Raw genomic sequence first — 23,435 nt, 5'->3', positions numbered from 1 at the left:
CAATAGTTCTTTTTGTTTTTCAAGGTCAAGGTCTAATGAATGCGTTGAATATGTTGTTTCTCGTTTGTGCGCCACTTGTTCATCAAGATACTCTTAACTCATTGATTGCAACTGAAAGCGGTTTTAATCCTTATGCGATAGCTGTTGTTGGTGGTACGGATTTGACTACTCAACCTAAAACCAAAGATGAGGCTATTCAGATAATTAAAGAGTTTGACAGAAAGGATATTAACTATTCAGTTGGACTAGGGCAAATCAATAAAGCTAATTTCGAAAAATATGGAGTAACGGGAGAAGAATTACTTGATCCATGTTTAAACCTTACTGTCTCTCAAGATATTTTAAAAAATTGTTATGAACAGTCTCCGAACAAATCGGTATCTGAAGCATTAAGCTGTTATTACAGTGGCAATTACAAGTACGGTTTTGTAACTGAAAAATCAGGCAATTCATATTTAGAACGCATTATTAATAATATCGATAAAAAACCACTTGTTCCTAATATAAAAAATGACAGTTATGTCAAAAATGAGAGGAGGAATAATAAACAATTAAAGAAATTTTCAATTACTAAAAATAGACAAATAAAAAGCATTTCAACCAATTTAAAAACAAAGTTTTGAACAAAGGTAAATTATGAAAAAAATTAATACATTATTATCACTATTACTTTTTTCTAGCTCTTCTTTTGCTGCTGGAGGAGGTCTTTCAAAAGTTAATACAACGATGCAACTTGTATCAGAGACATTATCTGCTATTGCAGTTGTGACAGTAACTATATCAATAATGTGGGCGGGTTACAAAGTTCTGTTTAAAGGTGACCCTATGATGGAGGGGGCAAAGATTTTGGGTGGTGGTGTTTTCATTGGTGCGGCGTCTCAAATAGCATCTATGCTTGTAGGATAAAAAATGAGTTTAGATCGCGATGTCCTCTACAAAGCTCTAACTAGACCACCCATGCTTATGGGCATCCCGATTTATCCTTTAGTAATCGTGGGGGGATTCATTTTTTTAATTTCGGTCTGGTTTAGTTTTATTCTCTTAGCGTTATTGTTACCTGCTTATTTAATTCTAAAGATTCTGACAAAAATTGATGAAAAAATGTTTCAAGTGATCGGAACTAAACGTCATTTATTTGTAAGAAAAATAAGAAATAAATCATTTAAAAAACGGATTAGAGCATACTTTTTTTCTTCTGTTGATTACTCACAGATTCGATTAAAAGGTAAAAATGAAAAGGAAAAAATAACTATGTTAGATTCTGCAAAATCGATTCCATTTAGCGAACTAATACCCTACTCAACACAGCTTACCAATGATATTGTTATCGATAAAAACGGTTATTTGCTGTCAACGTGGGTTGTTGATGGTATATCGTTTGAAACAAGAGAAGATGAAAACATTGATTACTATAAATACTCATTAAATACATTATTAATATCACTTGGATTAGAAAATGTAGCGTTCTATTTTCACAATATTAAAGACTTTACAAAATATAATCTTGATCCAGTTTTTAATAATGATTTTGCAAATGAAATTAATCAAAAATACATTTCATCATTTAAAGATACTGAGTTCATGGAAAATAAGCTGTTTGTCACTCTTGTTTTTAAAAAAACTCGTACAGAATCTTTAAATAGAAAAATGGCTAAACCAGCAGAACGTAAGTTAGAGTTAGATAAACGAATTGATACCTTTAAAGATATTTGCGGTCGTGTAGAAAGCGCATTAGCTAAATTTAGTATTTATAAATTATCATGTTATTTAATTGATGATGTCAAATATTCTCAACAGTTAGAATTCTTCAATTATATTCTATCATTACAATACCAGCGTATTCGTGTTCTTGATACGCCTATTTATAATTATCTGGGCAATAATGAAGTTAGTGTGTGTGCAAGTGGCGTTTTAAAAATTACAACACAAACTAAACAAATGTACGCAAAATCAATAGAAATAAAAGACTGGACAGCATATACAGAAGCAGGTTTTTTAGATGAATTAATTAATTTTCCTTGTCGTTACATAATAACCCAATCATTTTCTGTTTTACCAAAAAATGTTGGTAAGAAAAATATTGATAGACAAATAAAACAGCTGACATCAACAGAAGATGATGCTATCTCACAGTTAGCAGAATTAGAATTAGCAAAAGAAAAGCTGGTTTCGGGTGAGTTAATAATGGGAGAGCATCATTTTTCAGCCATGATTATTGGTAATAATGAAGATGAGGTTAATCAAGCCGTTAATAATTTTATTACGACAGTTAACGACCTTGGTTTTGTTGTTACAGTCAATTGGCTAGCTTCAGATGAGGCATACTTTGGACAGTTACCCTCCAATTTTAAATTTCGTCATAAAGTGAGTGATATTACAAGCCTTAACTTTTTAGGTCTCAATTCGTTACATAATAACCCAGTCGGAAAGCAAAAAAATAACTCTTGGGGGAATGCAGTAACATTACTAAAAACTACAGCTAATCAGCCATTTTATTTTAATTTTCATCAAACAAGAATCGGTCGAAATGATTTTGGTGAGATGAACTTGGGGCACTCTCTTATGGTGGGTAAAAGCGGAACTGGTAAGACAATGACATTATCTTTTCTATTGAACCAGTTAACACAATATGAATTTGAGGGTTCATTTCCCTACAATGCGGTCAATCGTAAATTCACTGCAATCTATTTCGATAAAGACTACGGGGCTGAAATCAATATTAGGGCGCTCGGTGGTAAATATTTTTCATTAAAAGATGGTCATCAAACAGGATTCAATCCTTTTATGATTGATAAAACTGCTGAAAATATAACTTTTTTAAATGAATTAATTGCAATGCTGGCAACAATGAATGGTGAATTGTTATCAGTTAGAGAGAAAGAACAAATTAGTATTGCAGTTAATGCGGTAATGAGTGAAGAAAAAGCTAATCGATATCACGGAATGTCACTTCTGCTTGAAAATATTCAATCTGATATTAGCAATGATAATGATTTGAGTAGACGGTTATCAATTTGGGCTGGAGATGGAGCGTATTCGTGGGTTTTTGATAATGAACAAGATTATATTAATTTTGATACACACTCAATTTACGGCTTTGATGGTACTGAGATTTTAGATAATAAAAATATTGTTGCTCCCATCACATTTTATATTTTACATCGAATTGAACAAATTACAGATGGTCGCCGATTACCGATTTTTATGGATGAATTCTGGAAATGGCTTTCGGGCGGTACTTTCTTTAAAAAGTTTATTTACGACGGTTTAAAAACATTCCGCAAAAGAAATAGTTTTTTAGTTTTTGCAACTCAATCTCCCGACGAAATAATTAAAAGTGATATTGCAAGAGCTATTATCGAACAAGTCGAAACATTCTTTTTTTTACCAAATTCAAAAGCTGATGTTAATGAATACACAAAGCATTTTCAAGTCTCACTAAAAGAGTATGAAATCATCAAAAAGCTTGCAGATGACAGCCGTCAGCTATTAATAAAAAAAGGCAATGGAAATGATGGCGACACAAGAGGAAATACCGTTGTTGCAAAAATTGATTTGTCGGGTCTGGGACGAGAGAACTTAAAAATCCTATCTGCATCGATGGAAAATGTAAATTTAGTTCATTCATTGATTGAGCAAGTCGGAGATGAACCTAAAAATTGGTTACCTCTGTTCAAACAACAATGTGTTTAATTAATAGTAAGGAAATAAAAATGAAAAAAATATTAATTTTAATAGCGTTATGTTCATCATCTGTATCTGTGTTTGCTGGCGGAATTCCGACAATCGATGTTGCATCAATTGCTCAATTACAACTTGAAGCAGCAGAACAAGCTAAAAGGTGGACTGAAACGGTTAAACAATATAAGGATCAGTTAAAAACACAAAGAGATACGTTAGCGGCGCAAACTGGTGTACGAGATATTGCCGATTTAGTAAAAGAGAGTTCATCTTATTTTAAAGACGCTCAAGAGTTGCAAAAGTGGATAAATAATCCGAAGAAAATACTGGAATTAGGATTTGATAGTTTAAATGCTGACTTGAAAAAAATCTATAAAAGCTACGGTTTAGATAATTTATGTTCATCAGAACAAAATTCAACGAATTCTTTTGTTGCTAAGGAAAGGAAAAATTGTGAGGGTCAAATCGTTCTTATGACACTGCGTCAACAGCAAGCTGATAATAATCTCAAAGCTATTGATGAGCGAGTAAAAACAATTAATAAGATTGCAAAAAAAATGGCTCAATCTAAAGATCAGAAAGAAAGTCTTGATTTAAATAATGCAATGAATACTCAATTAGCGTTATTGCAAGCAGACAAATTGAAAATGGATATACAGGTACAACAATCTAAATTGCAAAGCGAATTAATTGAAAAAGAAAAAGAAGATTTGTTTAATCAACAATTGGAATTGGGAACACCTAAAAGAAATCCTCACGCATGGGGTTATTAGTATGAGTTTGGGAATAACTCTTTTTGGTGATATGGGGGATGAAATTAATGCCGTTGTCACTGAGGGCATTAAATTAGTGCAAGATGGATGGGTCGCAGGTCTGCTAGATGTCTCTAGTCTGGGTATTACTATATATGTAATGTTCTACGGATACATGGTTTTAGCTGGAAAAATTCAAGAGCCCATGCCTGATTTTGTCTGGAATCTAGCAAGATTTGCAATAGTTCTTGGAGTGCTCAGTAATATGGGTACATATACTACTTATGTAAACGATGCTGTTCATGGGTTAAGAGGCTTTTTAGTCGGTGATGAAACATCATCTGGAAATGCGTACTCTGGAATAGATGCCAAAATAAATGAACTTATAGCGTTGTTTTCTCAAGCTATTAAAAAAGCAAGTGGAATAAAAGGATATCTTTTTTGTTTTTTTGTTCAATTTCCTTGCATGTTACCCCTGCTTTTGGGCGTTGTTGCTTACGCAGTAGGAATTGTTGTTTCAGAAATAAGTATGATTGCGTTACTTACTGTTTTTCCACTTTTTCTATTTTGCTACCTTTGGGGCTGGTTTAAAAATATGTTTGCGATGTGGCTACAGGCTGTGATCGGGTGTTGTCTTTTTGTTCTGTTCTTGTCTGTCTTTTCCAAAGTCGGGTTTTCTATAGCTAAATATACAAATGAATGGGTTGCAAACCATTCAGGTGGGGAAGTGTTTCTTTCATGCATTATGTATCTCATTGCTGGTGTGATAACAATTTACGGTGTCAAACTTGCTGGTCAAATTTCGATGGCATTATCTCAAGTTAGCGTTGACAGAATGAATCAGGCTATGTCTAGCAACATCATTGAAAATAAAATTAATAGTTATAAACAGCGTAAAGCACAAGCATCTCAAAATCAATCATTAGCTAACTCAATTGCTAATGCAATGTCTAAAAAATAAGGACTCCCTTATGAAAATAAAAATTTTTTTCATCAGCATATTTTCAATCTATTTAGTTGCATGTAGTAATCAAGCTCCAGTTTCCCCCAGTTGGGATAAAAGCTTTGAAAGCTCAAAAGAGGTCGCAATTAATAAAAATTTGCATGAATTAGAAAAAGAACTTGGTAACAAAAATACATTCTAAATAAGGAAGTGTCATGTTTGAAAAAATAAAAGATGATAATAAGCCGTCTGAGGGCAGTTTCAGTAAGTGTATTTCATATGAGAACGATCGAGAGTATATGTTCAAACGTTCAGAAAAAAGGGCGTGGTTGATAACAGGTGTGACTATTTTTTTATTAATTATTTCTTGGGTAATTTTAGCAATAATTTTGCCGTTAAAAGAGGTAACGCCGTATGTGATTCAAGTGAACGAAAAAACTGGTATCCCCGATGTAATTACTGTTGTTGATCCTGAGCAGTTACACGCAAATGAAGCTTTAGATAAGTATTTTGTAAATTCATACATTCAAACAAGAGAAAGCTACACATATCAAACTATTCAAAATACATATATTGAAACACAGTTATACAGTAGTGAAAACGTAAAAAATGAATATCTGGCTCAAATGAACAGAACTGATAGTCCCGACCAAGTTATGAAAACGGGAACAATTTCTGTCAAGGTCAATTCAATTATATTAGAAGACATTAATAATGTAGATATAAAAATGGCTACAGCCCGTATTGTTAAAACATACACTACTGAAAAAAATGAAGTTTATCAACGAAACTTTATTATAAAACTGTCATATGAGTATGAACCAGCTCAAAAGTTAAAATTATCATATCGTCTTGAAAATCCATTAGGTTTTTCTGTCACAAGTTATCAAATTATCGAGGAAAATATTTAATGAAACGTTTCCTTTTTTTATTATTGATATTAGCTGGTGTTTGTAATGCAGTTCAAAAACCCACTTCATCTAAATTTGATAAGCGTATGCAATATTTAGCGTACAACGGTTACAACGTCACGCAAATTAATGCAAAAGTGGGGTATGTGACAGCGATTAATTTTTCTCAAGATGAAGTTATTGTTGATGTTGTTATTGGTTTCAATTTAGGTTGGGAGACTACGGACAATAACAATAAGATTTTTTTAAAACCGATGGCGTATAAATACGAAGATATGATTGTTGAGCCAAACAGTGCTGAATGGGATACAAACCTGATTGTTACGACGAATAAACGCATTTATACGTTTGATTTAAAGCTGGTTGATTCTGATGATAACTCTTACTTAGTTAATTTTACGTATCCAGCCGACGAAAGAAATAAAAAACAAGCATTATTAAAAGAACAAAAAGCACTCGAACAAGAAAAATTGGCTAATGATTCATTAGAGCAGTTTACACAACCAAAGAATTGGAATTACACAATGTTAGTTGGTAAAGATAGTGAATCTATTACTCCCGATTTCACTTACGACGATGGTGTTCGTACGTTTATTGGTTTTACATCTGAAAAAACAATCCCCGCTATTTTTTACTATCAGGGCAAACAGGAAATGATGAGTAATACAAGTGTTAAAAACACTGAAAAATATACCATCATAGTTGTTCATAAAACAGCTACTCGCTTTATTCTCAGGAGTGGTGATGAAGTTGTCGGTATTGTAAATAAAAGCTTTGGTAAATCAGTTCAAAATAATCAAGTAACAAGTAATAAAGATATTATCAGAAATATTAAATAATAAATAATAAATATTAAATAGGATTTTTATCTATGACTGAGAATAAAGAACCATCTCAACCCAAAATTGCCATTGCAGGAGATAAAAGCTATAAAAAAAATCAACGTTTTTTGAAATTAGTTTTTGCATTACTTGTTATTTTATTTTTAGCTTTTGCATTCTATAAATTAGTTTATGTGAGATATAAAACAGACAATAAAGAAACTGTTGCAAAAGAAGTTTCTAAAAATGTTGACGAAAAGAAAAGTTTTACGTTACCACCTCCTAAACAATTTAATAACCCTGCCCCTGCTATTGTCAATAAAGATGATGATGAAAATGAAGATATTGGGTTTATCGGTAATAAAACTGAAGATTCAAATACAGTTAAATCAAGTTTTAGTAAGTCATCTGGTTCGATGGTTGTTAAAAACGGTCAAAGTTCAACAACAGCAAGTCAGAAAGATAATCAATCAATTAGTGATGACAATAAAATTGGCTCACAAAACGACATGTTTTCGAGTACGGCATTCAAAGCTAATACTGCGAGAAAAAGCCGTTATAATCCGAATCTTTTGCTTGAACAAGGTACTTACATTCCTTGCGTGCTAAGACAAAAGCTAATTAGTAATGTAGGAGGTCAAATTAGTTGTACGATTGCTGAAAATGTCCTGTCAAAAAATGGAAATGTAACATTAATTGAAAAAGGTTCAAAAGCGGTTGGTGTTTATCAAACTGGAGCAGTGAGCCACGGAAGTGATCAGATATTTGTCATTTGGCAAGAGATAAGAACTCCGAATAATATCAATGTCGATGTTAACAGCGGTTCAACAGATGAACTGGGAGCAAATGGCTTAACTGGTTGGACGGATCAACATTTTTGGAAACGATTCGGTAATGCAATTTTGCTCAGTATGATAACGGATAGTAGTTCAGCATTATCATCAAGACTTGCAAAGTCAGATAATCATAATTATCTCGAAAACACACAAGAAAATAGCGAAGAATTAGCGAAAACTGTGCTCGAACAGATGGGAGATATAAAGCCCACTCTTTATAAAAACCAAGGCGATAAAGTCGGTATTTTTGTGGCTCGTGATATTGATTTTTCTAGTGTTTATTCATTAAACAAAAGAGGTCAATAAATGAATAAAGATAAAGTTATTGTCAAAAAAGATGCTCGAGCATTACGTTCTCACATAAACAACTTATTTGGTGATTTGTTAACTCGTCATGATATTACCGAAATTGTCATTAATAAAATTGGTCAAATTCGTTATGAAACTAAATCGGGTTGGCAGATTGGTACCGAAGAAGAAAATGAAAGAGTTACAAAAGATAACTTAAATTTTTTCGTTAATGCATCTGCAACATATTCAAATAATATTTTGAATCAAAACCATCCTATTATGAGTGCAGATCTGCCTGATGGCGAACGTTTACAAGTTGTTATTCCACCTGCTTGCGATAAAAGCCAGTATTCAATCACAATTAGAAAGCCATCTCAATTTACAATTACTCTCGATGATTTCAGTAATCAAGGTTTTTTTGATGATATCGTGCTTGGTGAGTATGTAGATCCCGTTGATAGTGAATTACAGAAACTACTATCTGAAAAGCAATATAAGGCTTTTTTTTCGTTAGCAGTTGCGTGCGGAACGAAAAACATTGTCATAGCGGGTGCAACGGGCAGCGGTAAAACTACGTTCATGAAATCATTAATTTATTCAATTCCTGCCGATCAACGAATTATTACTATCGAAGATGTACGAGAAATATCATCAACTATTCATGACAACATGGTGAATCTACTGTACTCATCTGAAAATCAGTCTGTTATTAATCCCTCCGTATTACTGAAATCGTGTTTACGTATGAAGCCCGATCGTATTTTACTTGCAGAACTTCGAAGCGGTGAAGCGTTTGACTACATTAATGTCATTTCAAGTGGGCATGGCGGTAGTTTAACTTCATTGCATGCGGGTAGTTATGAGCAAGTTATTACTCGATTAACAATGATGTCATTACAAAATCCAACAGGTAGCAAAATTCCGTACGATACAACAAAAGAGATTATCCGTGATACGGTCGACATTGTGATCCACATTGGAAACATTAACGGTAAACGGCGTATTACGACTATTTTTTGGAAAGATTACAAAAATGATTAAATTTTTTAAAAAATTAAATGCTCCACAAAAAGTATTTATCTCTATCATTTTTAGTTTTGGCTTATTTATAGCATATTGTTTAACAAGTGTAATTTTAACATTTATATATATGCCTGATGTTGCATTACACGGAAAGAAAATTAAACGTATTTTTCAGTTAATTCATTCGGCGTACGATTATTTTAGTTTGAAAACACCGTATTTGGCATTGATGGCAGGTGAAGTAAAAACAACTATTTTATCAGCATTGGCGGCACTATTTATAATGTTGATAGTATTATTATTATTAGCTGGTCTATTAGTAATAGCTCAAAAACAGAGAAAGGAACGAGAGCTACACGGAACGGCAAAGTGGAGCACGATAAATGAAATAAAAAGCCAAAAACTGATGGAAGAAAAAGGCATTATAGTTGGTTTATATAATGAAAAACCGTTGTTCTTCGGTGGGCAAGAGTTCTGCTCATTAGGTGCACCAACACGAAGTGGGAAAGGAACGGGTATTGTTATTCCTAATCTGATGTGTTGGGAAGATAGCCTAGTTGTATTAGATATTAAACAAGAATGTTTTGATTATACATCAAAATATAGACGAGATATTCTAGGACAAGATGTTTTCCTGTTTAATCCGTTTTCCGAACACACTCATCGTTATAATCCCCTATTGTATTTAGATTTTAATGATCCAAAGGTTGAGCTACAAATTCAAAATATAGCTAACTCATTTTATATATCAAAAGATAATGATTTTTTCGTCGGGGAAGGGAAGTCGATTTTTATTGCCATTACGTATTTATTTGGTGTTTTTTATCATAACGGGTATCTAGGGGATGATTATACACTAACCAATGTAGGCGGTGCATTAAATGGCATTAATATTATAAAAAATGGTCAAAAAGAAAAAATTTCATTAGAGCTAGCAACAGAAACGGCATACCTACTGGGTTGGTTGCCAGACACTGTTTACAATCTATTTCTATCATTCTTCTCACAAAAAGAAGCTGAAAAACAATTTGCTGGTGTTAAAACTGCGTACGAAACAGCATTAAAACCGTTCCAGAATCGAGTTATCAAAAATTCAACCAGTCAAAATGACTTTGATTTTAGAGATTTACGACGAAGAAAAATGACTATTTATCTCGTAATTAATCCCGAGGATCTAGTTAGTGCAAGACCAATAATAAATCTCTTTTTTACCCAATTAATTGATACAAATATTGCTCAAGGGCTACCCGACCAAAACCCAGAATTAAAGCATCCGTGCTTGCTTGGAATGGATGAATTTACGTCAATCGGTTACATGGAAAAATATGAAGTTTCAGTGAGTTTTATTGCTGGCTATGATTTGCGTAGTTTAATTATTTATCAAGCGGATTCACAGATAAAGAATGATAAGCCTCTTGGTTATGGAGAAAAAGGCGGATCAACACTACTACAAAATCATACTTGTAATATTTTTTATCGTCCTAAGGAAACAAAGGTCGCAGAAGAAATTTCAAAACGAATCGGCAATATCACTACAAAATCATATGGTCGTTCTTTCGGAGCTAAAAGTAACTCACGCAGTGAAAACACGGCAGCGAAAGCATTGATTTTACCGCAAGAAATCATGGATTTAAAAATGGATGAAGAAATTATTTTATGTAACAACATTAAAATCAAATGTAAGAAAGCAAATTATTTTTCTACTCCATTTTTAATTGAAAAATTTAAATTAGTTTCATCAACTTTACGAAATGTTAATGGGAATCCGTCCCAGTCTGATTATAAAAAAGCAGTACAAAATAATGAGTTAGCTATTCAACTGCCAGAGTTAAAGGCAATTGATGATGATATTTTTTAACTAAAGGAAAGATTATGCGATTTATATATTTAAGTTTAATTTTATTACTAAGTGGGTGTTCTTCTCCACCTGAACCAGCCACTTTCCCAAAGGGAAAAGATGTTGCGGTTAACAAAGTTTCTATGGAGAAAACGGTTGGAACAATACAAAACACAAAAGATAACGGAAACTGGCGAGTAACTGAATCAATTTATATTGATAAAAATACTATACAGTCAACGACAAGCGACTTAATAAAAATAAATTATTTGTTAGATCACGCAGACAAAATAACGTTAGATGGATGTTTAGAATCAATTAAAAAAATGGAGATATTTATAAAATTATCTCGGAATACAGAAAATATCACGTTAAATGAATCCGATAAAAATTATTGTTCATCAATAGTTACTGCAAAATTTGAAAAATAAATGGGGGGAAAATGGTAAGTATTAATAGAGTTACATTAGTAGGTTATTTAGGAAAAAAGCCAGAAGTCCGCTATATGCAAAATGATAGTGCTGTTGCTAATTTAAGTATAGCTACATCCGAATCGTGGAAAGATAAACAAACGGGTGAAAATCGTGAACGTACAGAATGGCATCGTATTGTTGTATTTGGTAAATTAGCTGAGATTGCAGGGAAGTATACCAAAAAAGGAACTTTAGTTTACATTGAGGGACAATTACAAACTCGAAAATGGCTCGATAATAGTGGTGAGCCACATTATGCGACGGAAGTAATGGTGAATTCAATTGGTGGCGGATTGTTGCAAGTTTTAACGGGAGGCGAACGTAATGAAGATCCCACTCAACACCCCCAGCCTGATCCAAATCCGAATCAAGACGATTATACTTTCGAGGATAATACGCATGAATGTAACTAAAATAACAACAATTTCCGATTTTTTATCATTCTGTCACATGCCTATTTATTATAAAAGCTCTATTAGATTGATGAAGAAGGGAGATATATTTTTTTTCGGACAATGTAAATTAAATGATTTTCATATTGCAGAAGCATGGATAGAAAAAGATTCTGGGAAATATTCATTTTATGGAACATGGACTATACCAACAGCCACAAAACGTGACTTTATTATGACATTCGGTGATTTTAATTTATTAAAAAGGGGGATTATTAAATTTGATGATAAAAATATAACTTCAGAATGTCTATATAGTTTTGCATTAGTGTGTAGGTATATTAATCATATTATAAAAAAACGTCCAATTGAAGATAAAAAAAAGTATTTTAGATTAGGTATGAAACCGTTTTTAGCGGGGCTTTGGCTTGATAAAAATGCAATTAGTAGAAAACCATACTTTGATATAAATAATAAACAGAGGGTTTACTATAATTATGAAGATTATCTACCAACACAACAGTTACAAGCAATAGTAACAGCAGGAATAGCTAGCGGTGCTATTCCATCAAGAAATATTAAATAGGAACAAAATAATGGAATTAAACGAAGTACATAAATTTTTATCTAACAAAAAAAATATAACTCGTTTGTTTAAGAAATATGGCTCATCTTATTGTGAAAAATTGATTGCTCGTTTCAATGATGTTAATGAAAAAATAAAAGAAACCGAGAAATTACGTTTAATTGAAGAAGAAGAAAAGCAAGATAAACTAAAAAAAGTCAGTGACTATATGCTGTCAATTGGTCTAAAGCCAAATGATTTAGAAGTATTAAAAATAAGAAAAGAGCCAACAATAAAGTATCAATATATAGATGAAAACAACAAGTTAACATGGTCTGGCAGAGGAAAAATGCCGAGGTGGCTATCAAAACAACTCGAACAAGGGAAATCATTAGATGATTTTTTGGTTAACTAAATTTTATATTTTCCATTCTTTTATTACAATCACCGCAGATCAATGATGCGGTGGGTTTTGCCCACGCATTTTGTCCACAGCTAGGGCATGTAAATTTATCTCTTGTGCCAGTTCCTTTTAAGATCGGTTTTACTGATAAATCATCATTGCCCACCATCTGAATTGAATTACTGTTAACTGTTTTTGTAAGTTTTTTAATTAGCTCGACATTGTCGACTGGCGTAATATTAAGCCAATCAATTAATATGTCATAATTCACTTTTGAAACTGGTGTAACTATACTTTCTGAATATTTATCATACCATGATATTTCAAAGCCACTTTTAAGTAAATTGTAAACAACTTGCTGAAATAATCCATCTTTCATGATGTAGTGTGTCATTTGCTGACCTGTCTTTTTTCCTCCCATCATTCCGTTATGTGACGGCATCAATCCTATAGCTTCCATCTTTTTGCCCCAGATCCGATCGTGATATCCGCCACGGCATTTTTTTACTGGCGCATAATGTTGCCATACGTGGCACATTTCGTGCGCCAATGTTGACAACGTGTCAGCTAATGAACGCTCACCAAAGTAGTCTGGGTTTAGTGCTAGTTCTGAAACGGTCGATTTACCAGTGAATCGTTCAGGAGAAAAATATCCGAAAGTATACTTACCCCGTTGTAACGTAATCAGAAGATTGGGTAATTCATTATTGAATAAATGTTCATTGAAAAAATCGTATGCTTGCTGTAGTTCTTTGTATGCAACAATTGATGGTTTAATCATTATTAGCACTCTCTATTTTTTATTAATTGTATTGTACAATACAAAATACTAATTTTAAAAAAAACAAAAAATTTACTTTTCATTTTTAACATCCAATAAAAATGCATTAATTTCGTCATTACTTAACGGTTCTATAATGTGCGATTGAATTAAGTATGATCCGCCGATTTCACAATAACTTACTTAATATTTTCATTCCCCCTCCCTTGCTGAATTTTCTTGTTCTATAAATTTATCTAAACGTTCCCAGAAAAAGTTGCTTTATTCTTTTATTATCTTGGGCTTTTAACATTCATTCTATTTACTCCTTGTATGGCTAATTAAAGTATACTTATAATAACCTATCTATAAAAGTAGGTCAATAAATATCTAACAACAACTTAAAATAGCCTAGCCGAATTTAATATGTTAATATAACCACCTAACCTTAAAAAGGTAAGGGCAGAGGAAAATATCACAGATTAATTAGGAACAAGAATGAAAGTTGCTAGGATATATTTAAGAGTTAGCACAAAAGAACAAGAGCTGGAAAGACAAGAAAGAATTATTGATGATACGAAAAAACAGGGGTATTACATTGCAAATGTGTATCGTGAAAAGGCATCTGGAGCTATTACTAATAGACCTGAATTACAAAGAATGATTGCAGAACTGCAAAATGGTGATGTTGTAATAGCTGAAAAAATTGATCGTCTAACTAGATTACCCCTTAATGAAGCCATAAATCTAATCAACTCAATTAAGTCAAAAGGAGCAAAACTCTGCATCCCCGACATTTTAGATTTGTCTGAACTTTCATCTGAAGCAAGCGGCGTAACAAAAATAGTTATAGACTCAATGCAAGATTTATTGTTAAAAATATCACTACAAGTAGCCCGTGATGATTATGAAACTCGAAGACAACGACAAAAGGAAGGTGTGGCAATTGCTAAAGCAAAAGGTAAGTTCAAGGGACGAAAGGCAAACCTACAGTTACATCGACTGATTATTGAGTGCCGATCGGAAGGAAAAAGCATAAATAAAACTGCTGAACTATTGAATTGTAGTCCATCAACTGTCAAAAATGTGTGGTCTAAACACAAAAATATTAAATAATATTTATTAAATAATATTTATTATTTACTTTTCCTTTATTTATTTTATAATAAAACAACTATACACAATATTAGGATATAAATATGAAACTCTATAATGACATTTTAGAAAAAGCAATTGACCCAAATAAATGCAAGTACAAAGAGATAGATCTATGGGAAACAGATCACGGTTACCTAAATGATAATACGTTTGAAGAATTAGCTCGAAGACGACTCGAAGAAAAATTTAAACATGAAAGTTATGTAAGAAAACTAGATAACGGAGAAACGTGGCAATTTAACCCCGACGGTACTAAATTCATGGTAAGAAATAGTAAAGGTGAGCGAATTGGCAATTAAAAAAGCTATTTTTATTTTAGGGTTGAACGGAGCTGGTAAATCAACTATCAGAGATGATATTACAATTACAAAAGATATTTTAATTATTGATCCTGATAAAATAGCTAGAGACTCTAACTGTAATGAATTACAAGCAGGAAAAATGGCTATTAATATGTTTAAAAAAGCTATTAAAAACAATCAATCATTTCTTGTTGAAAGTACTCTATCAAGTAATACAATAATTAAACAAATTGCTACAGCAAAAGAAAACAATTACAGTGTAAGAGCCTATTTTGTTGGTTTAGAATCTGTCGATTATCACATTGATAGAGTCAAAAATAGAGTGTCAAAAGGTGGGCATGATATTCCAGAAGCAACAATTGAAAGACGTTTTGATAAAACATATGGCAATATTAAAAAACTTTTTCCATTAGTTAATTATTTAAAAGTAATTGATAATTCAGTTATTTTTGTTACAGAAGCTAAAATTATTAATGGGAAACTAAAACAAAAAAAACAAGTCCGTGACTGGGTCACAAAGCATGTAATAACTCCATTCGTTGAATATAAACTAGACCACGCAATAAATTCTACAGCTCACAAAAACTTCAAACAAAATCAAAAACAAAACTCTAATGAAATAGAATAGTCATAATAAATATTATTTCTTAAATATTATTTAATAAATAATATTTACAAATTTATTATTTAATTTATAATAAATATTATTTCTTAAATATTATTTGTTATGGGGTTATGGGGTTATAAATGATAATCGTAGTCGGCTGTAATAAAGGTGGAGCAGGTAAAACAACAACAGCAATTAACTTAACAGTTGCATTAGCATTAAAAAATAAAGATGTATGTCTAGTTGATGCTGATCCACAGCGTTCGGCGTCCAAATGGCAGTTATTAAGAGAAAGTGAAAACATTCAGCCCGCAATCAATTTAGTAGAAAAACGTGAAAATATAGCTTCTACATTACTAGATCTGAATTCTCGTTACGACTTTATAATCGTTGATGTTGCAGGACGTAATAGTCGAGAGTTTATTACGGGCTGTTCAGTAGCTGATATTGTTATCTCTCCTCACCAGTGTTCGCAACAAGACTTGGACACTCTATTAGAATTAGAAGAACAATTAGAACGCATAAAAGATTTAAACCCAAAATTGCAAGTATATTGCTATCAAACTTTAGCTACAACCAATCCAATTATTCAGGGGCAAGAACGGCACGACTTCGTAGAATATCTATCAGAAATAAATAACATAAAACTGCTAGATAGCATTGCATATTATAGACGTGTGTATAGAACAAGTTACTCTGATGGTAAAAGTGTAATTGAAACAGATAATGAAAAAGCACGTGAAGAAATAAGTAATTTGCTAAATGAACTTGATATTATTTAATATTTAATATTTAATAAATAATATTTATTAAATACTAATTAATAAAAGGAACTCAAATTGAAAACGCCAAGAACATCTAAAGAAATATACAATCAAGCTGATAAGTTAGCTGATGAATTAGCAGATCGTCCCTATGCTGGTCGCGATAAGAAAGAATCTAAATCTAAAGTAATGAGAAAAATTTCGTTTGAAATTGATGAAATTCAATATGAAGAATTAGAAGATATTGCAATAAAAAATAAACGTGCCAAGTTGCCTCTAAAGACAATTTCTGATTTACTTAGGTTAGCTGTAAATGATTTTTTAATGAAACACAATAAAACTTAATCTAATATTAACCAATAATTGTAAGGAATTTATATGAAAAAGATACTAATATTAATTACTGCTATGTTTTTATTCGGATGTAATGAGAAGACATATACTGTAGAAGATTTTAAAAATAACAAAGAACTACTTGATGAATACCGTAAAAAATGTGAAAACGGTGAAATTGATGGCGATAGTTTAAATTGTGAAAACTCTTTCAAAGCTAATTTAAGTTTAAACACGCCAGCTCGCAATCCTCACGCATGGGATTAATATAGAAGCCACTCATGTGACTTTTAAAGTTCTATCTGTGATAAGTTTATAGACTTGCTAATCTGATTCTTATTCATTATAAACTTATCACCTTTTATTATAATCTTATCTCCTTTTTCGGCTTTATTGTCATTTAAAAATCGATTAATCTGTTTCGACCAAATCGTCTTTTCATTACCGTTGCTATCAATTAATTTTGCAAATGCTGATTGCTTACCGTTTATTTGAAATTGATAATTAGCCAGCCCGAAATCATTAATAATAAATTCTTGAGCGTCCAATCGTTCAACTTTTTCTATAGCCCATTTTTTTACTTTGAATGACTGATTGTTTTCATCTTTAATCTCTTTGATTTTTATATAATCGCCAACAACTGCTCCTGCTTGTTTAATTGCATCTTCTAATCCCTTGTTCCACATATTCTTTGCTTTACCGTTTTTTGTTTGCATAAATAAGTAATAAGAAAATGGCTTGTTTTCATCAAAATTAAAATGAGCTTTACCAAAATCAACAATCTTATAAACATTGGCATCTTTACGTCGATTTTCTCTTTGCAATTTAGCCGATTCTTTCTCAATATCACTTTGTTTATCTGTTGCACTAGAAAATGTAGCATTAACACCTTGTACTTGCAGATTAATTGCAAACTGTGACTTAATTTTATTTAATAGAGATTTATTTATATTTAAATTCTTACCGTTAGATAATGATTTTTTCATTACTGTAACATGAATGTGATTATTATCGGTATCGGGGTGTAAACTATAATAAAAATTGTGATCATGAAAGTGTGTAGATAATGTATTGTAAACAGCTTGTTTTAAAATATCTTGATCTAGTTTACCTTTCATTGAAAACATTAAACGATAAGTTCTTCTCGGTTCTGTATCTTTATTTTTCTTTACTTTCGTTAATTGATAATCATCAATAGCTAATTTTTTAGCGTCATCTAACGATATTTCAAAACCATTCTTATCGTACAACGGTAAAGTGTTTTCTCTGGTGTCATAATCAAAATTCCTCAGCATTGCATTAATGCTTTTTGCTCCGCCCGTTATTTTCACAACAACATGATTAGAATTAGATTTATTACTGTAGCTTTTTCCTGAACTCACATAATTATAATTATTTTTTCTAGAATTAATGCCAGTCGAACCGAACTTTTTACTTCTGGCTCTGCGCATATCTAAATATTCTTCATGTTGCCTCCTTGCCATTTAAAATAACCTTTCCTGTGATACTTTAATAATATTAACTAATGCATTATTCATCTCATTTATTAATTTTATTAATTCTATTATATGAGTATCGTTAATGATTAACTTTTCACGTATTGACATGTTAATTAGTCGCCCAATTTGATTAACGTTAATTCTAGTTTGCTCAAGTTCTTTCAGCTCTAAAGAATCAAAACAGGGCATTGATAAACTGCTGGATACTCTAAATCTAATTTCTTCTGTTACTGTAATATTTTTTCTGCTTGCTATCCTTGAAACTTCTTTTAATGTTCGTTCATCAAATCTAACATTTTTCGTTCTATTTTTTACTGATGATTCAACATTACTATTAGTAGTTGGCTCATTAAATTTAAACCTCTCTCTGATTGTGTTTTCTATCACTTGGCTAAAATTCATGCCGTTTAAAGTTGCGTAGTTATTTACAGCATTAATTAAATCGTTATCAAGCCTGACTGATTTTTTTGTTTTCATAATAAGCCTACTGCAAGTACACGGTAAAAAACCAACGTCGGACGTTGTGTTGTTTTTTACTATCCTGCATGTCTTTTATTTAATTGAGTCCATATCTTATATATTGTAATATTAAGATTGTCAAGAATGGAGGAAATTAGAATGAATTTACAAGACATGGCAACTAATGATTTCAAATTATTTAAACAAAATAAAATTTATGAATATGAAATTAATAAAAAACTCTACAATGAATCATATAAGAAAGTTTTTATTGATGAACTAAAAAAAGAAGCGGTTGCATTAATCGAGCGGGGATACAGTATTGATGCTGATCAATACCCCGAAGATCAGATAAGCATGATTCGCAGAAATTCAGAAGTAAGCATTACTCAAAATCAAAAAAGAGTATTGGAAGAGGCATTTAATGAGAAATATCCGCTTGGTATTACTGATGAAAAAATAGTTAGCTCTGCTATTGCTGATTTTGAAAGATTTAAGAACAATAAAGTTACCAATTTTGAGATAGCATTAAAGATAGAACGCAATGAAGAATACAAACAAGCAATGTTAGCTCTATTCAAAAAAGAAGCTAAAGATTTAAATAACGAACGTGGCTATAACTTCGACGTTGAACAATACCCTCTTGATAAAGTTAATGACATTTTATTACAAAAAAAATACATTCCTGAATCTCATTTGAAATATCTACAAGAAGAATTTAATCAAAAATTTGAAAAAGATTTTCCATCATTAAATGCTAATGCCAAAGCTGATTTTGAATTACTAAAACAAAATAAAATTCCCGATGTTGTTATTGCAAACAAATTGATAAATGATACTTCATATAAAGAAACAATGATTTCATTATTTGAAAAGGCAGGAGATGATTTAGTTAAAAATGGACAATCTATTCCTGATGTCAATTCATATGCATTGCAAAAAATAAATAACATAATTGATAACGCCAGTAAACTTTCTGAAGAAGAAAAAATAAATTCAATTAAAGAGTATGAACAAAAAAATAATATTTCTGCTGAATACTTAGTAAAAACGTTTGAAGATAATAAAGTTGTTACTAAAAATATAAACGCAATTTTTATTCAAGATATTCTTTCAATAGAAAGCGGGAGTAATCTTCTTAGTGTTGAACGAGTCGATTTAAAAGATAATTTATATCCGTTTCTTACTGAAAATAAAAAATTAATTTTTGCACAATCAATAGAACACGCAACAGTTGAAAATGTTATTCCTTTAAATCAGAACGATGCTATTAATTATTATCAAAATATGCTTAATGAAAAAAATAATGAGTTTAATGAGTTTTCAAAAAAAATGTCATCATTTTTAGATAATGACAATAAAAACAATCAAATTAGATTTGAAAATGCCCATTACTTAATTAATGAGCTAGATAAAAACCCAGAAAAATTTTCACAATTTTCAAGTTCTTTTATTGAAAAGGGAATATCTGAAAACGTATTACCCGATTCTAATATCAAAGTGGGAGAAAATATAAAAGAAGCATTAAAAGACAAAGTAAATTCCCCACTCATTTTTGTAGAGACAGTTAAAAAGAAAGTTATCAAAGAAACTAAATTGTTAATCGACATTGTAGATAACACAAAAAAAATTCTGTTAGAAAAACCGTTAAAAAGCATTCAAGATAAATTGTTTAACAAAGCCATGGATGATGCTGAAAAAAAGTTAGAACATCAACAGAATAATCAAAAATCTAGTCAACGAGAAAAAAGCAAAAATGCTCAAGTTTCATTATAAATATAGGAGAAAACCATGAAAACAATTTCTGCTGAAAATTATGTAAAAGAACAACAAGAACGTTCTGCAAATGATATTTACCGCCCTTTAAAACCTCAGTATGAGCTAGCTGATAGCAATGTTGAATTAGATGAAAATGAAATTATTGATGAGGAACTAGACAATGAGCCAGCTTGATAAATTAAATAACAGTTACAATGAAAGTTTGTATAATTTAATCGTTAATACTGATCACAAATGGACTCAAAGCTGGGCTAGCCTTGGATTTGAACAGCAAAATAGCAAAAATAACGCATATCGAGGAGCAAACCAAATCGTTTTATTTAGCCGTGCTGTTATGAGTGAATTTAAAGATCCGAGGTGGGTAACATTTAATGAAGCAAAGAAAAATAACACTCCGATAAAAAAGGGAAGCAAAGGTGAATTTATAGGATTTTTTACAGATACTGCTAGTGTTTTAAAAAAAGATGATAAAGGAAATCCTATTTTAGACAAAGAGGGGAAAAAACAATATGAGTTAGTTAAGTTAGATCGACCTGTTTTGAAAACGTATTATGTTTTTAATGCTCAAGATGTTGATGGTATAAAACAATTTGAATTGCCTGAAAAACCCAAAATATCAGATCCTGAAAAATATTCTAAGATCGATAAAATGATTGAGAGTTACTGCAAAGATAATGACATTTCATTAAAAGAAATTTCTAGCCAAGATGCTTTTTTTAGCAACGGTTCAAAAAATGTTGTAATGCCCCTGAAAGAACAGTTTTCAAATATTGATGAATATTATGCTGTAGCATTTCATGAATTAACACATAGCACAATAGAGTGCGTGGGTCGAACTAATAAAAAAACGGATCGTAAGGGTCATAATGAGTTCGGTAGTAAAAACTATGCAAAAGAAGAATTGGTCGCAGAACTCGGTGCATTATTTATGTGTCAAAAATTCGGTTTAAGCGGTTTTGCAAATAATCAAGAAAGCAATACGTTAAAATCATTAGCATATTTAAAAAATTGGTTAAAGGCAGGAAAGCTGGAAAAAGAGGATTTAAGTATTGCACTCCGTGATGCTAACAAAGCGGTTAGTAAAATAACAAGTTACATTGAAAAAGAGGTAACGAAAACTGTTGATGAACAATTAACAAATAAAACTTATAGTATCGAGTTTAAATTTGATCGTAAAGAGTCTAAATATAACATATCTATTAATGGAGAATCTGCCGAATCAGTGATTAATAAAGATAAATATGCTTTATCTGTTTTACAAAATCATCCAGATATCAAAAAGCATAATGTTCCGATTTCAGAATTGCAAACAGGAATCATTAATCGTACTGAATCAATGAAAGGTAATCGACCGCAAGATATGAAACTTGATGCAACAGGTAAGGAAGTTAAAAACAAAAAAGGGAAAGACCAGATTGAACTATAGCTTAAAATCGCACTGTATTGTACTTATTTTAAGTTTTTCCATTAATCCGCCCGCTTAGTATTAACCATAAGAAAAAACGGCTTATTTTGCGATATATTGCGTTATAAGCCATTATTTAATTAATCTCATTCTGAATTTTATCTCTTTCTAGAGATATTTTATCATTCTTCCTTTCTAAATTTTTTTCTGCTCTCTTAAGGGAGTTATTGAATTGAAAATCTTTTATCTGTTCTATGTTTTTGGTTAATTGAATAATTTTGTCTGTAATATCAAATTTAGATAACAAAGGATCTTCACCCCAGTCTTCCATATACTTATTCAATAAGTCATTTTTCTTTATAAATTGTGTCAATTTCTTAATATCATCGTGAGTAAATTCCTTTTTGAATTTTTCAGTTAAAAACGATAAATCATATAAATCTCGTGATTTAGTCCTTTCTTCTAAGCATTCTATCTTTGCTTTGATTAAGTAGTTAATCTTTGCTACTTTGATATCGTCAATAATTGTAAAAGGAATTTCAGTATTCTCTTTTATCTTCATTTCAATAACTAAATTGTTTTCATTTCCACACGAGTTAATGTAATTAAGATTATATTTAGAATTTACAGGAGTGTCTTTAATGTGTCTCAAATTATTTAATTTTATTTTGTGCGGTAAGTTGTTTTTTATTCTACTTTCTAAATTTATTTTTTTGCTAGTATCTAAATCAATATCAACAGAAAAACGATCTAGTCCATAACATAAATATAATGCAGTTCCCCCAATTAATACTAGTGGAGTGTCATTTAAATTAACCGCTAACTCTTTCATCAAGATATGGTGCTCTTTCTGATCTTCAGTTAAATCCATTAGCTTTCCTCACAAGGATTTGATGCTTTCCATTCATCTATTTTCAATTGTACATCTTTTTCAACTTGAAAATAGAGTATATCAATTAAGCGGTAAACCGTTTTTTTAGCTTCTGATGTTGTAAACCAATCATCTAGTCTAATGCTATCTAAAGGAGCATTATTTTTAATACGGCTAAATAATAGATCAACACAAGCTCTAGCATGTGATGCACAATAAACAGGACTATTTTTATCAATAACGTGTTTTTCGTAATATCCCATTTTTTTTAGAGATTTTGTCACATCATTAACTTCTAAGTCCCCTAAATATGCATTTGTATTTGTTTTCATTCCGTCTCCAGCAAGATAAGCATCTTCGTTACGAAAACCGTTATTAAACATAGTGACATAATGCCAATCTCCCGTACACAGTTCCTTTGATGTTTCATCGAATATGTTTAGTGCTGCCATTTTTGACAGATATTTTTTTTTACTGGTTTTAGGAATTAAAAGCATAGTAGTTCTCCTGTGTTTAATACAGCATTGTACTATATGTGTTGACCTTAAAAAAACAAAAAAAAATTTATTA

The 23,435-nt window shown here is 31.3% G+C and carries 29 protein-coding genes; 24 read left to right on the top strand and 5 right to left on the bottom strand.

The genetic code is table 11. The annotated features are described in order from the left end of the window. From ACGH6S_RS10770 to ACGH6S_RS10700, 15 genes are all read left to right on the top strand, one after another. Positions 1–623: lytic transglycosylase domain-containing protein (locus tag ACGH6S_RS10770; RefSeq protein WP_411579525.1), on the top strand; the 623-nt coding region annotated here is incomplete at its 5' end. A 13-nt stretch (positions 624–636) separates the two neighbouring features. Next, on the top strand, positions 637–906 hold the full coding sequence (locus ACGH6S_RS10765) for a TrbC/VirB2 family protein (protein ID WP_411578890.1): 270 nt from the start codon (positions 637–639) through the stop codon (positions 904–906). A 3-nt stretch (positions 907–909) separates the two neighbouring features. After that, positions 910–3,693 (top strand): VirB4 family type IV secretion/conjugal transfer ATPase, encoded by a 2,784-nt coding sequence (locus ACGH6S_RS10760; protein WP_411578889.1) that lies wholly within the window; start codon positions 910–912, stop codon positions 3,691–3,693. Between the two features lie 20 nt (positions 3,694–3,713). Further along, on the top strand, positions 3,714–4,454 hold the full coding sequence (locus ACGH6S_RS10755) for a type IV secretion system protein (RefSeq protein WP_411578888.1): 741 nt from the start codon (positions 3,714–3,716) through the stop codon (positions 4,452–4,454). Between the two features lies 1 nt (position 4,455). Next, on the top strand, positions 4,456–5,394 hold the full coding sequence (locus tag ACGH6S_RS10750) for a type IV secretion system protein (protein ID WP_411578887.1): 939 nt from the start codon (positions 4,456–4,458) through the stop codon (positions 5,392–5,394). A gap of 10 nt (positions 5,395–5,404) precedes the next feature. Beyond that, complete coding sequence (locus tag ACGH6S_RS10745) at positions 5,405–5,578, top strand: hypothetical protein (protein ID WP_411578886.1); 174 nt, start codon at positions 5,405–5,407, stop codon at positions 5,576–5,578. 13 nt (positions 5,579–5,591) lie between these two features. Next, complete coding sequence (locus tag ACGH6S_RS10740) at positions 5,592–6,287, top strand: virB8 family protein (RefSeq protein WP_411578885.1); 696 nt, start codon at positions 5,592–5,594, stop codon at positions 6,285–6,287. Next, complete coding sequence (gene virB9, locus ACGH6S_RS10735) at positions 6,287–7,126, top strand: P-type conjugative transfer protein VirB9 (protein ID WP_411578884.1); 840 nt, start codon at positions 6,287–6,289, stop codon at positions 7,124–7,126. The genes ACGH6S_RS10740 and virB9 overlap by 1 nt, the downstream gene beginning before the upstream one ends. A 32-nt stretch (positions 7,127–7,158) precedes the next feature. Then, positions 7,159–8,250 (top strand): type IV secretion system protein VirB10, encoded by a 1,092-nt coding sequence (virB10, locus tag ACGH6S_RS10730; protein WP_411578883.1) that lies wholly within the window; start codon positions 7,159–7,161, stop codon positions 8,248–8,250. Further along, a complete protein-coding gene (gene virB11 / locus ACGH6S_RS10725) occupies positions 8,251–9,276 on the top strand; it encodes a P-type DNA transfer ATPase VirB11 (protein ID WP_411578882.1) in 1,026 nt (341 codons plus the stop codon). Continuing rightward, positions 9,269–11,116: a type IV secretory system conjugative DNA transfer family protein gene (locus ACGH6S_RS10720; protein WP_411578881.1), complete on the top strand. Its 1,848-nt coding sequence runs from the start codon at positions 9,269–9,271 to the stop codon at positions 11,114–11,116. The genes virB11 and ACGH6S_RS10720 overlap by 8 nt, the downstream gene beginning before the upstream one ends. 14 nt (positions 11,117–11,130) lie before the next feature. Next, a complete protein-coding gene (locus tag ACGH6S_RS10715; protein ID WP_411578880.1) occupies positions 11,131–11,526 on the top strand; it encodes a hypothetical protein in 396 nt (131 codons plus the stop codon). 11 nt (positions 11,527–11,537) lie between these two features. After that, the gene (gene ssb, locus ACGH6S_RS10710; RefSeq protein WP_411578879.1) at positions 11,538–11,981 is read left to right on the top strand and encodes a single-stranded DNA-binding protein; all 444 of its coding nucleotides are present in this window, start codon (positions 11,538–11,540) and stop codon (positions 11,979–11,981) included. Then, entirely contained in the window at positions 11,968–12,546 is a 579-nt protein-coding gene (locus ACGH6S_RS10705) for a hypothetical protein (protein WP_411578878.1), read from the top strand. Before ssb ends, ACGH6S_RS10705 begins: the two co-directional genes overlap by 14 nt. Positions 12,547–12,556: 10 nt before the next feature. Then, a complete protein-coding gene (locus ACGH6S_RS10700; protein ID WP_411578877.1) occupies positions 12,557–12,940 on the top strand; it encodes an H-NS family nucleoid-associated regulatory protein in 384 nt (127 codons plus the stop codon). Here the strand turns inward: ACGH6S_RS10700 and ACGH6S_RS10695 are convergent. Next, positions 12,933–13,709, bottom strand: coding sequence for a SprT-like domain-containing protein (locus ACGH6S_RS10695; RefSeq protein WP_411578876.1), 777 nt, complete (start codon positions 13,707–13,709; stop codon positions 12,933–12,935). The genes ACGH6S_RS10700 and ACGH6S_RS10695 overlap by 8 nt on opposite strands. Positions 13,710–14,186: 477 nt before the next feature. Here ACGH6S_RS10695 and ACGH6S_RS10690 point away from each other — a divergent pair, with 477 nt between their 5' ends. The 6 genes from ACGH6S_RS10690 to ACGH6S_RS10665 all read left to right on the top strand — a co-directional run bounded on the left by ACGH6S_RS10690 (position 14,187) and on the right by ACGH6S_RS10665 (position 17,119). Next, positions 14,187–14,804: a recombinase family protein gene (locus tag ACGH6S_RS10690; protein ID WP_411578875.1), complete on the top strand. Its 618-nt coding sequence runs from the start codon at positions 14,187–14,189 to the stop codon at positions 14,802–14,804. Positions 14,805–14,887: 83 nt separating this feature from the next. Beyond that, the gene (locus ACGH6S_RS10685) at positions 14,888–15,145 is read left to right on the top strand and encodes a hypothetical protein (protein ID WP_411578874.1); all 258 of its coding nucleotides are present in this window, start codon (positions 14,888–14,890) and stop codon (positions 15,143–15,145) included. Further along, positions 15,135–15,776 carry a zeta toxin family protein gene (locus tag ACGH6S_RS10680; RefSeq protein ID WP_411578873.1) on the top strand — a complete coding sequence of 214 codons (642 nt, stop codon included), beginning with the start codon at positions 15,135–15,137 and terminating at the stop codon, positions 15,774–15,776. Before ACGH6S_RS10685 ends, ACGH6S_RS10680 begins: the two co-directional genes overlap by 11 nt. A gap of 119 nt (positions 15,777–15,895) precedes the next feature. Then, on the top strand, positions 15,896–16,537 hold the full coding sequence (locus ACGH6S_RS10675) for an AAA family ATPase (RefSeq protein ID WP_411578872.1): 642 nt from the start codon (positions 15,896–15,898) through the stop codon (positions 16,535–16,537). A 57-nt stretch (positions 16,538–16,594) separates the two neighbouring features. Next, a complete protein-coding gene (locus tag ACGH6S_RS10670) occupies positions 16,595–16,864 on the top strand; it encodes a hypothetical protein (protein WP_411578871.1) in 270 nt (89 codons plus the stop codon). Positions 16,865–16,897: 33 nt separating this feature from the next. Beyond that, positions 16,898–17,119: an EexN family lipoprotein gene (locus tag ACGH6S_RS10665; RefSeq protein WP_411578870.1), complete on the top strand. Its 222-nt coding sequence runs from the start codon at positions 16,898–16,900 to the stop codon at positions 17,117–17,119. A 23-nt stretch (positions 17,120–17,142) separates the two neighbouring features. On the opposite strand, the gene ACGH6S_RS10660 is transcribed toward ACGH6S_RS10665, so the two are convergent. Further along, the gene (locus tag ACGH6S_RS10660) at positions 17,143–18,336 is read right to left on the bottom strand and encodes a relaxase/mobilization nuclease domain-containing protein (protein ID WP_411578869.1); all 1,194 of its coding nucleotides are present in this window, start codon (positions 18,334–18,336) and stop codon (positions 17,143–17,145) included. Beyond that, a complete protein-coding gene (locus ACGH6S_RS10655) occupies positions 18,337–18,828 on the bottom strand; it encodes a hypothetical protein (RefSeq protein ID WP_411578868.1) in 492 nt (163 codons plus the stop codon). A 141-nt stretch (positions 18,829–18,969) separates the two neighbouring features. Between ACGH6S_RS10655 and ACGH6S_RS10650 the strand changes: the two genes are divergently transcribed. Genes ACGH6S_RS10650 through ACGH6S_RS10640 form a run of 3 tightly spaced genes read left to right on the top strand, consistent with a single transcriptional unit; the run spans position 18,970 to position 22,015 of the window. Then, positions 18,970–20,586 (top strand): hypothetical protein, encoded by a 1,617-nt coding sequence (locus ACGH6S_RS10650; protein ID WP_411578867.1) that lies wholly within the window; start codon positions 18,970–18,972, stop codon positions 20,584–20,586. Between the two features lie 15 nt (positions 20,587–20,601). Beyond that, positions 20,602–20,763 (top strand): hypothetical protein, encoded by a 162-nt coding sequence (locus tag ACGH6S_RS10645; protein ID WP_411578866.1) that lies wholly within the window; start codon positions 20,602–20,604, stop codon positions 20,761–20,763. Beyond that, a complete protein-coding gene (locus ACGH6S_RS10640; protein WP_411578865.1) occupies positions 20,750–22,015 on the top strand; it encodes a zincin-like metallopeptidase domain-containing protein in 1,266 nt (421 codons plus the stop codon). The genes ACGH6S_RS10645 and ACGH6S_RS10640 overlap by 14 nt, the downstream gene beginning before the upstream one ends. Positions 22,016–22,130: 115 nt before the next feature. On the opposite strand, the gene ACGH6S_RS10635 is transcribed toward ACGH6S_RS10640, so the two are convergent. Together ACGH6S_RS10635 and ACGH6S_RS10630 are read right to left on the bottom strand one after the other, a co-directional pair. Next, positions 22,131–22,865, bottom strand: a complete 735-nt coding sequence (locus tag ACGH6S_RS10635; RefSeq protein WP_411578864.1) for a nucleotidyl transferase AbiEii/AbiGii toxin family protein — start codon at positions 22,863–22,865, stop codon at positions 22,131–22,133. Beyond that, a complete protein-coding gene (locus ACGH6S_RS10630) occupies positions 22,865–23,362 on the bottom strand; it encodes a hypothetical protein (RefSeq protein ID WP_411578863.1) in 498 nt (165 codons plus the stop codon). Before ACGH6S_RS10630 ends, ACGH6S_RS10635 begins: the two co-directional genes overlap by 1 nt. Between the last annotated feature and the right edge of the window lie 73 nt (positions 23,363–23,435).

It is taken from the genome of Gilliamella sp. BG3 (assembly GCF_046635605.1).
Taxonomy (GTDB): Bacteria; Pseudomonadota; Gammaproteobacteria; order Enterobacterales; family Orbaceae; genus Gilliamella; species Gilliamella bombi.
The sequence above is the reverse complement of the archived record's forward strand: the minus strand, read 5'-3'. Positions and strand labels throughout refer to the sequence as shown.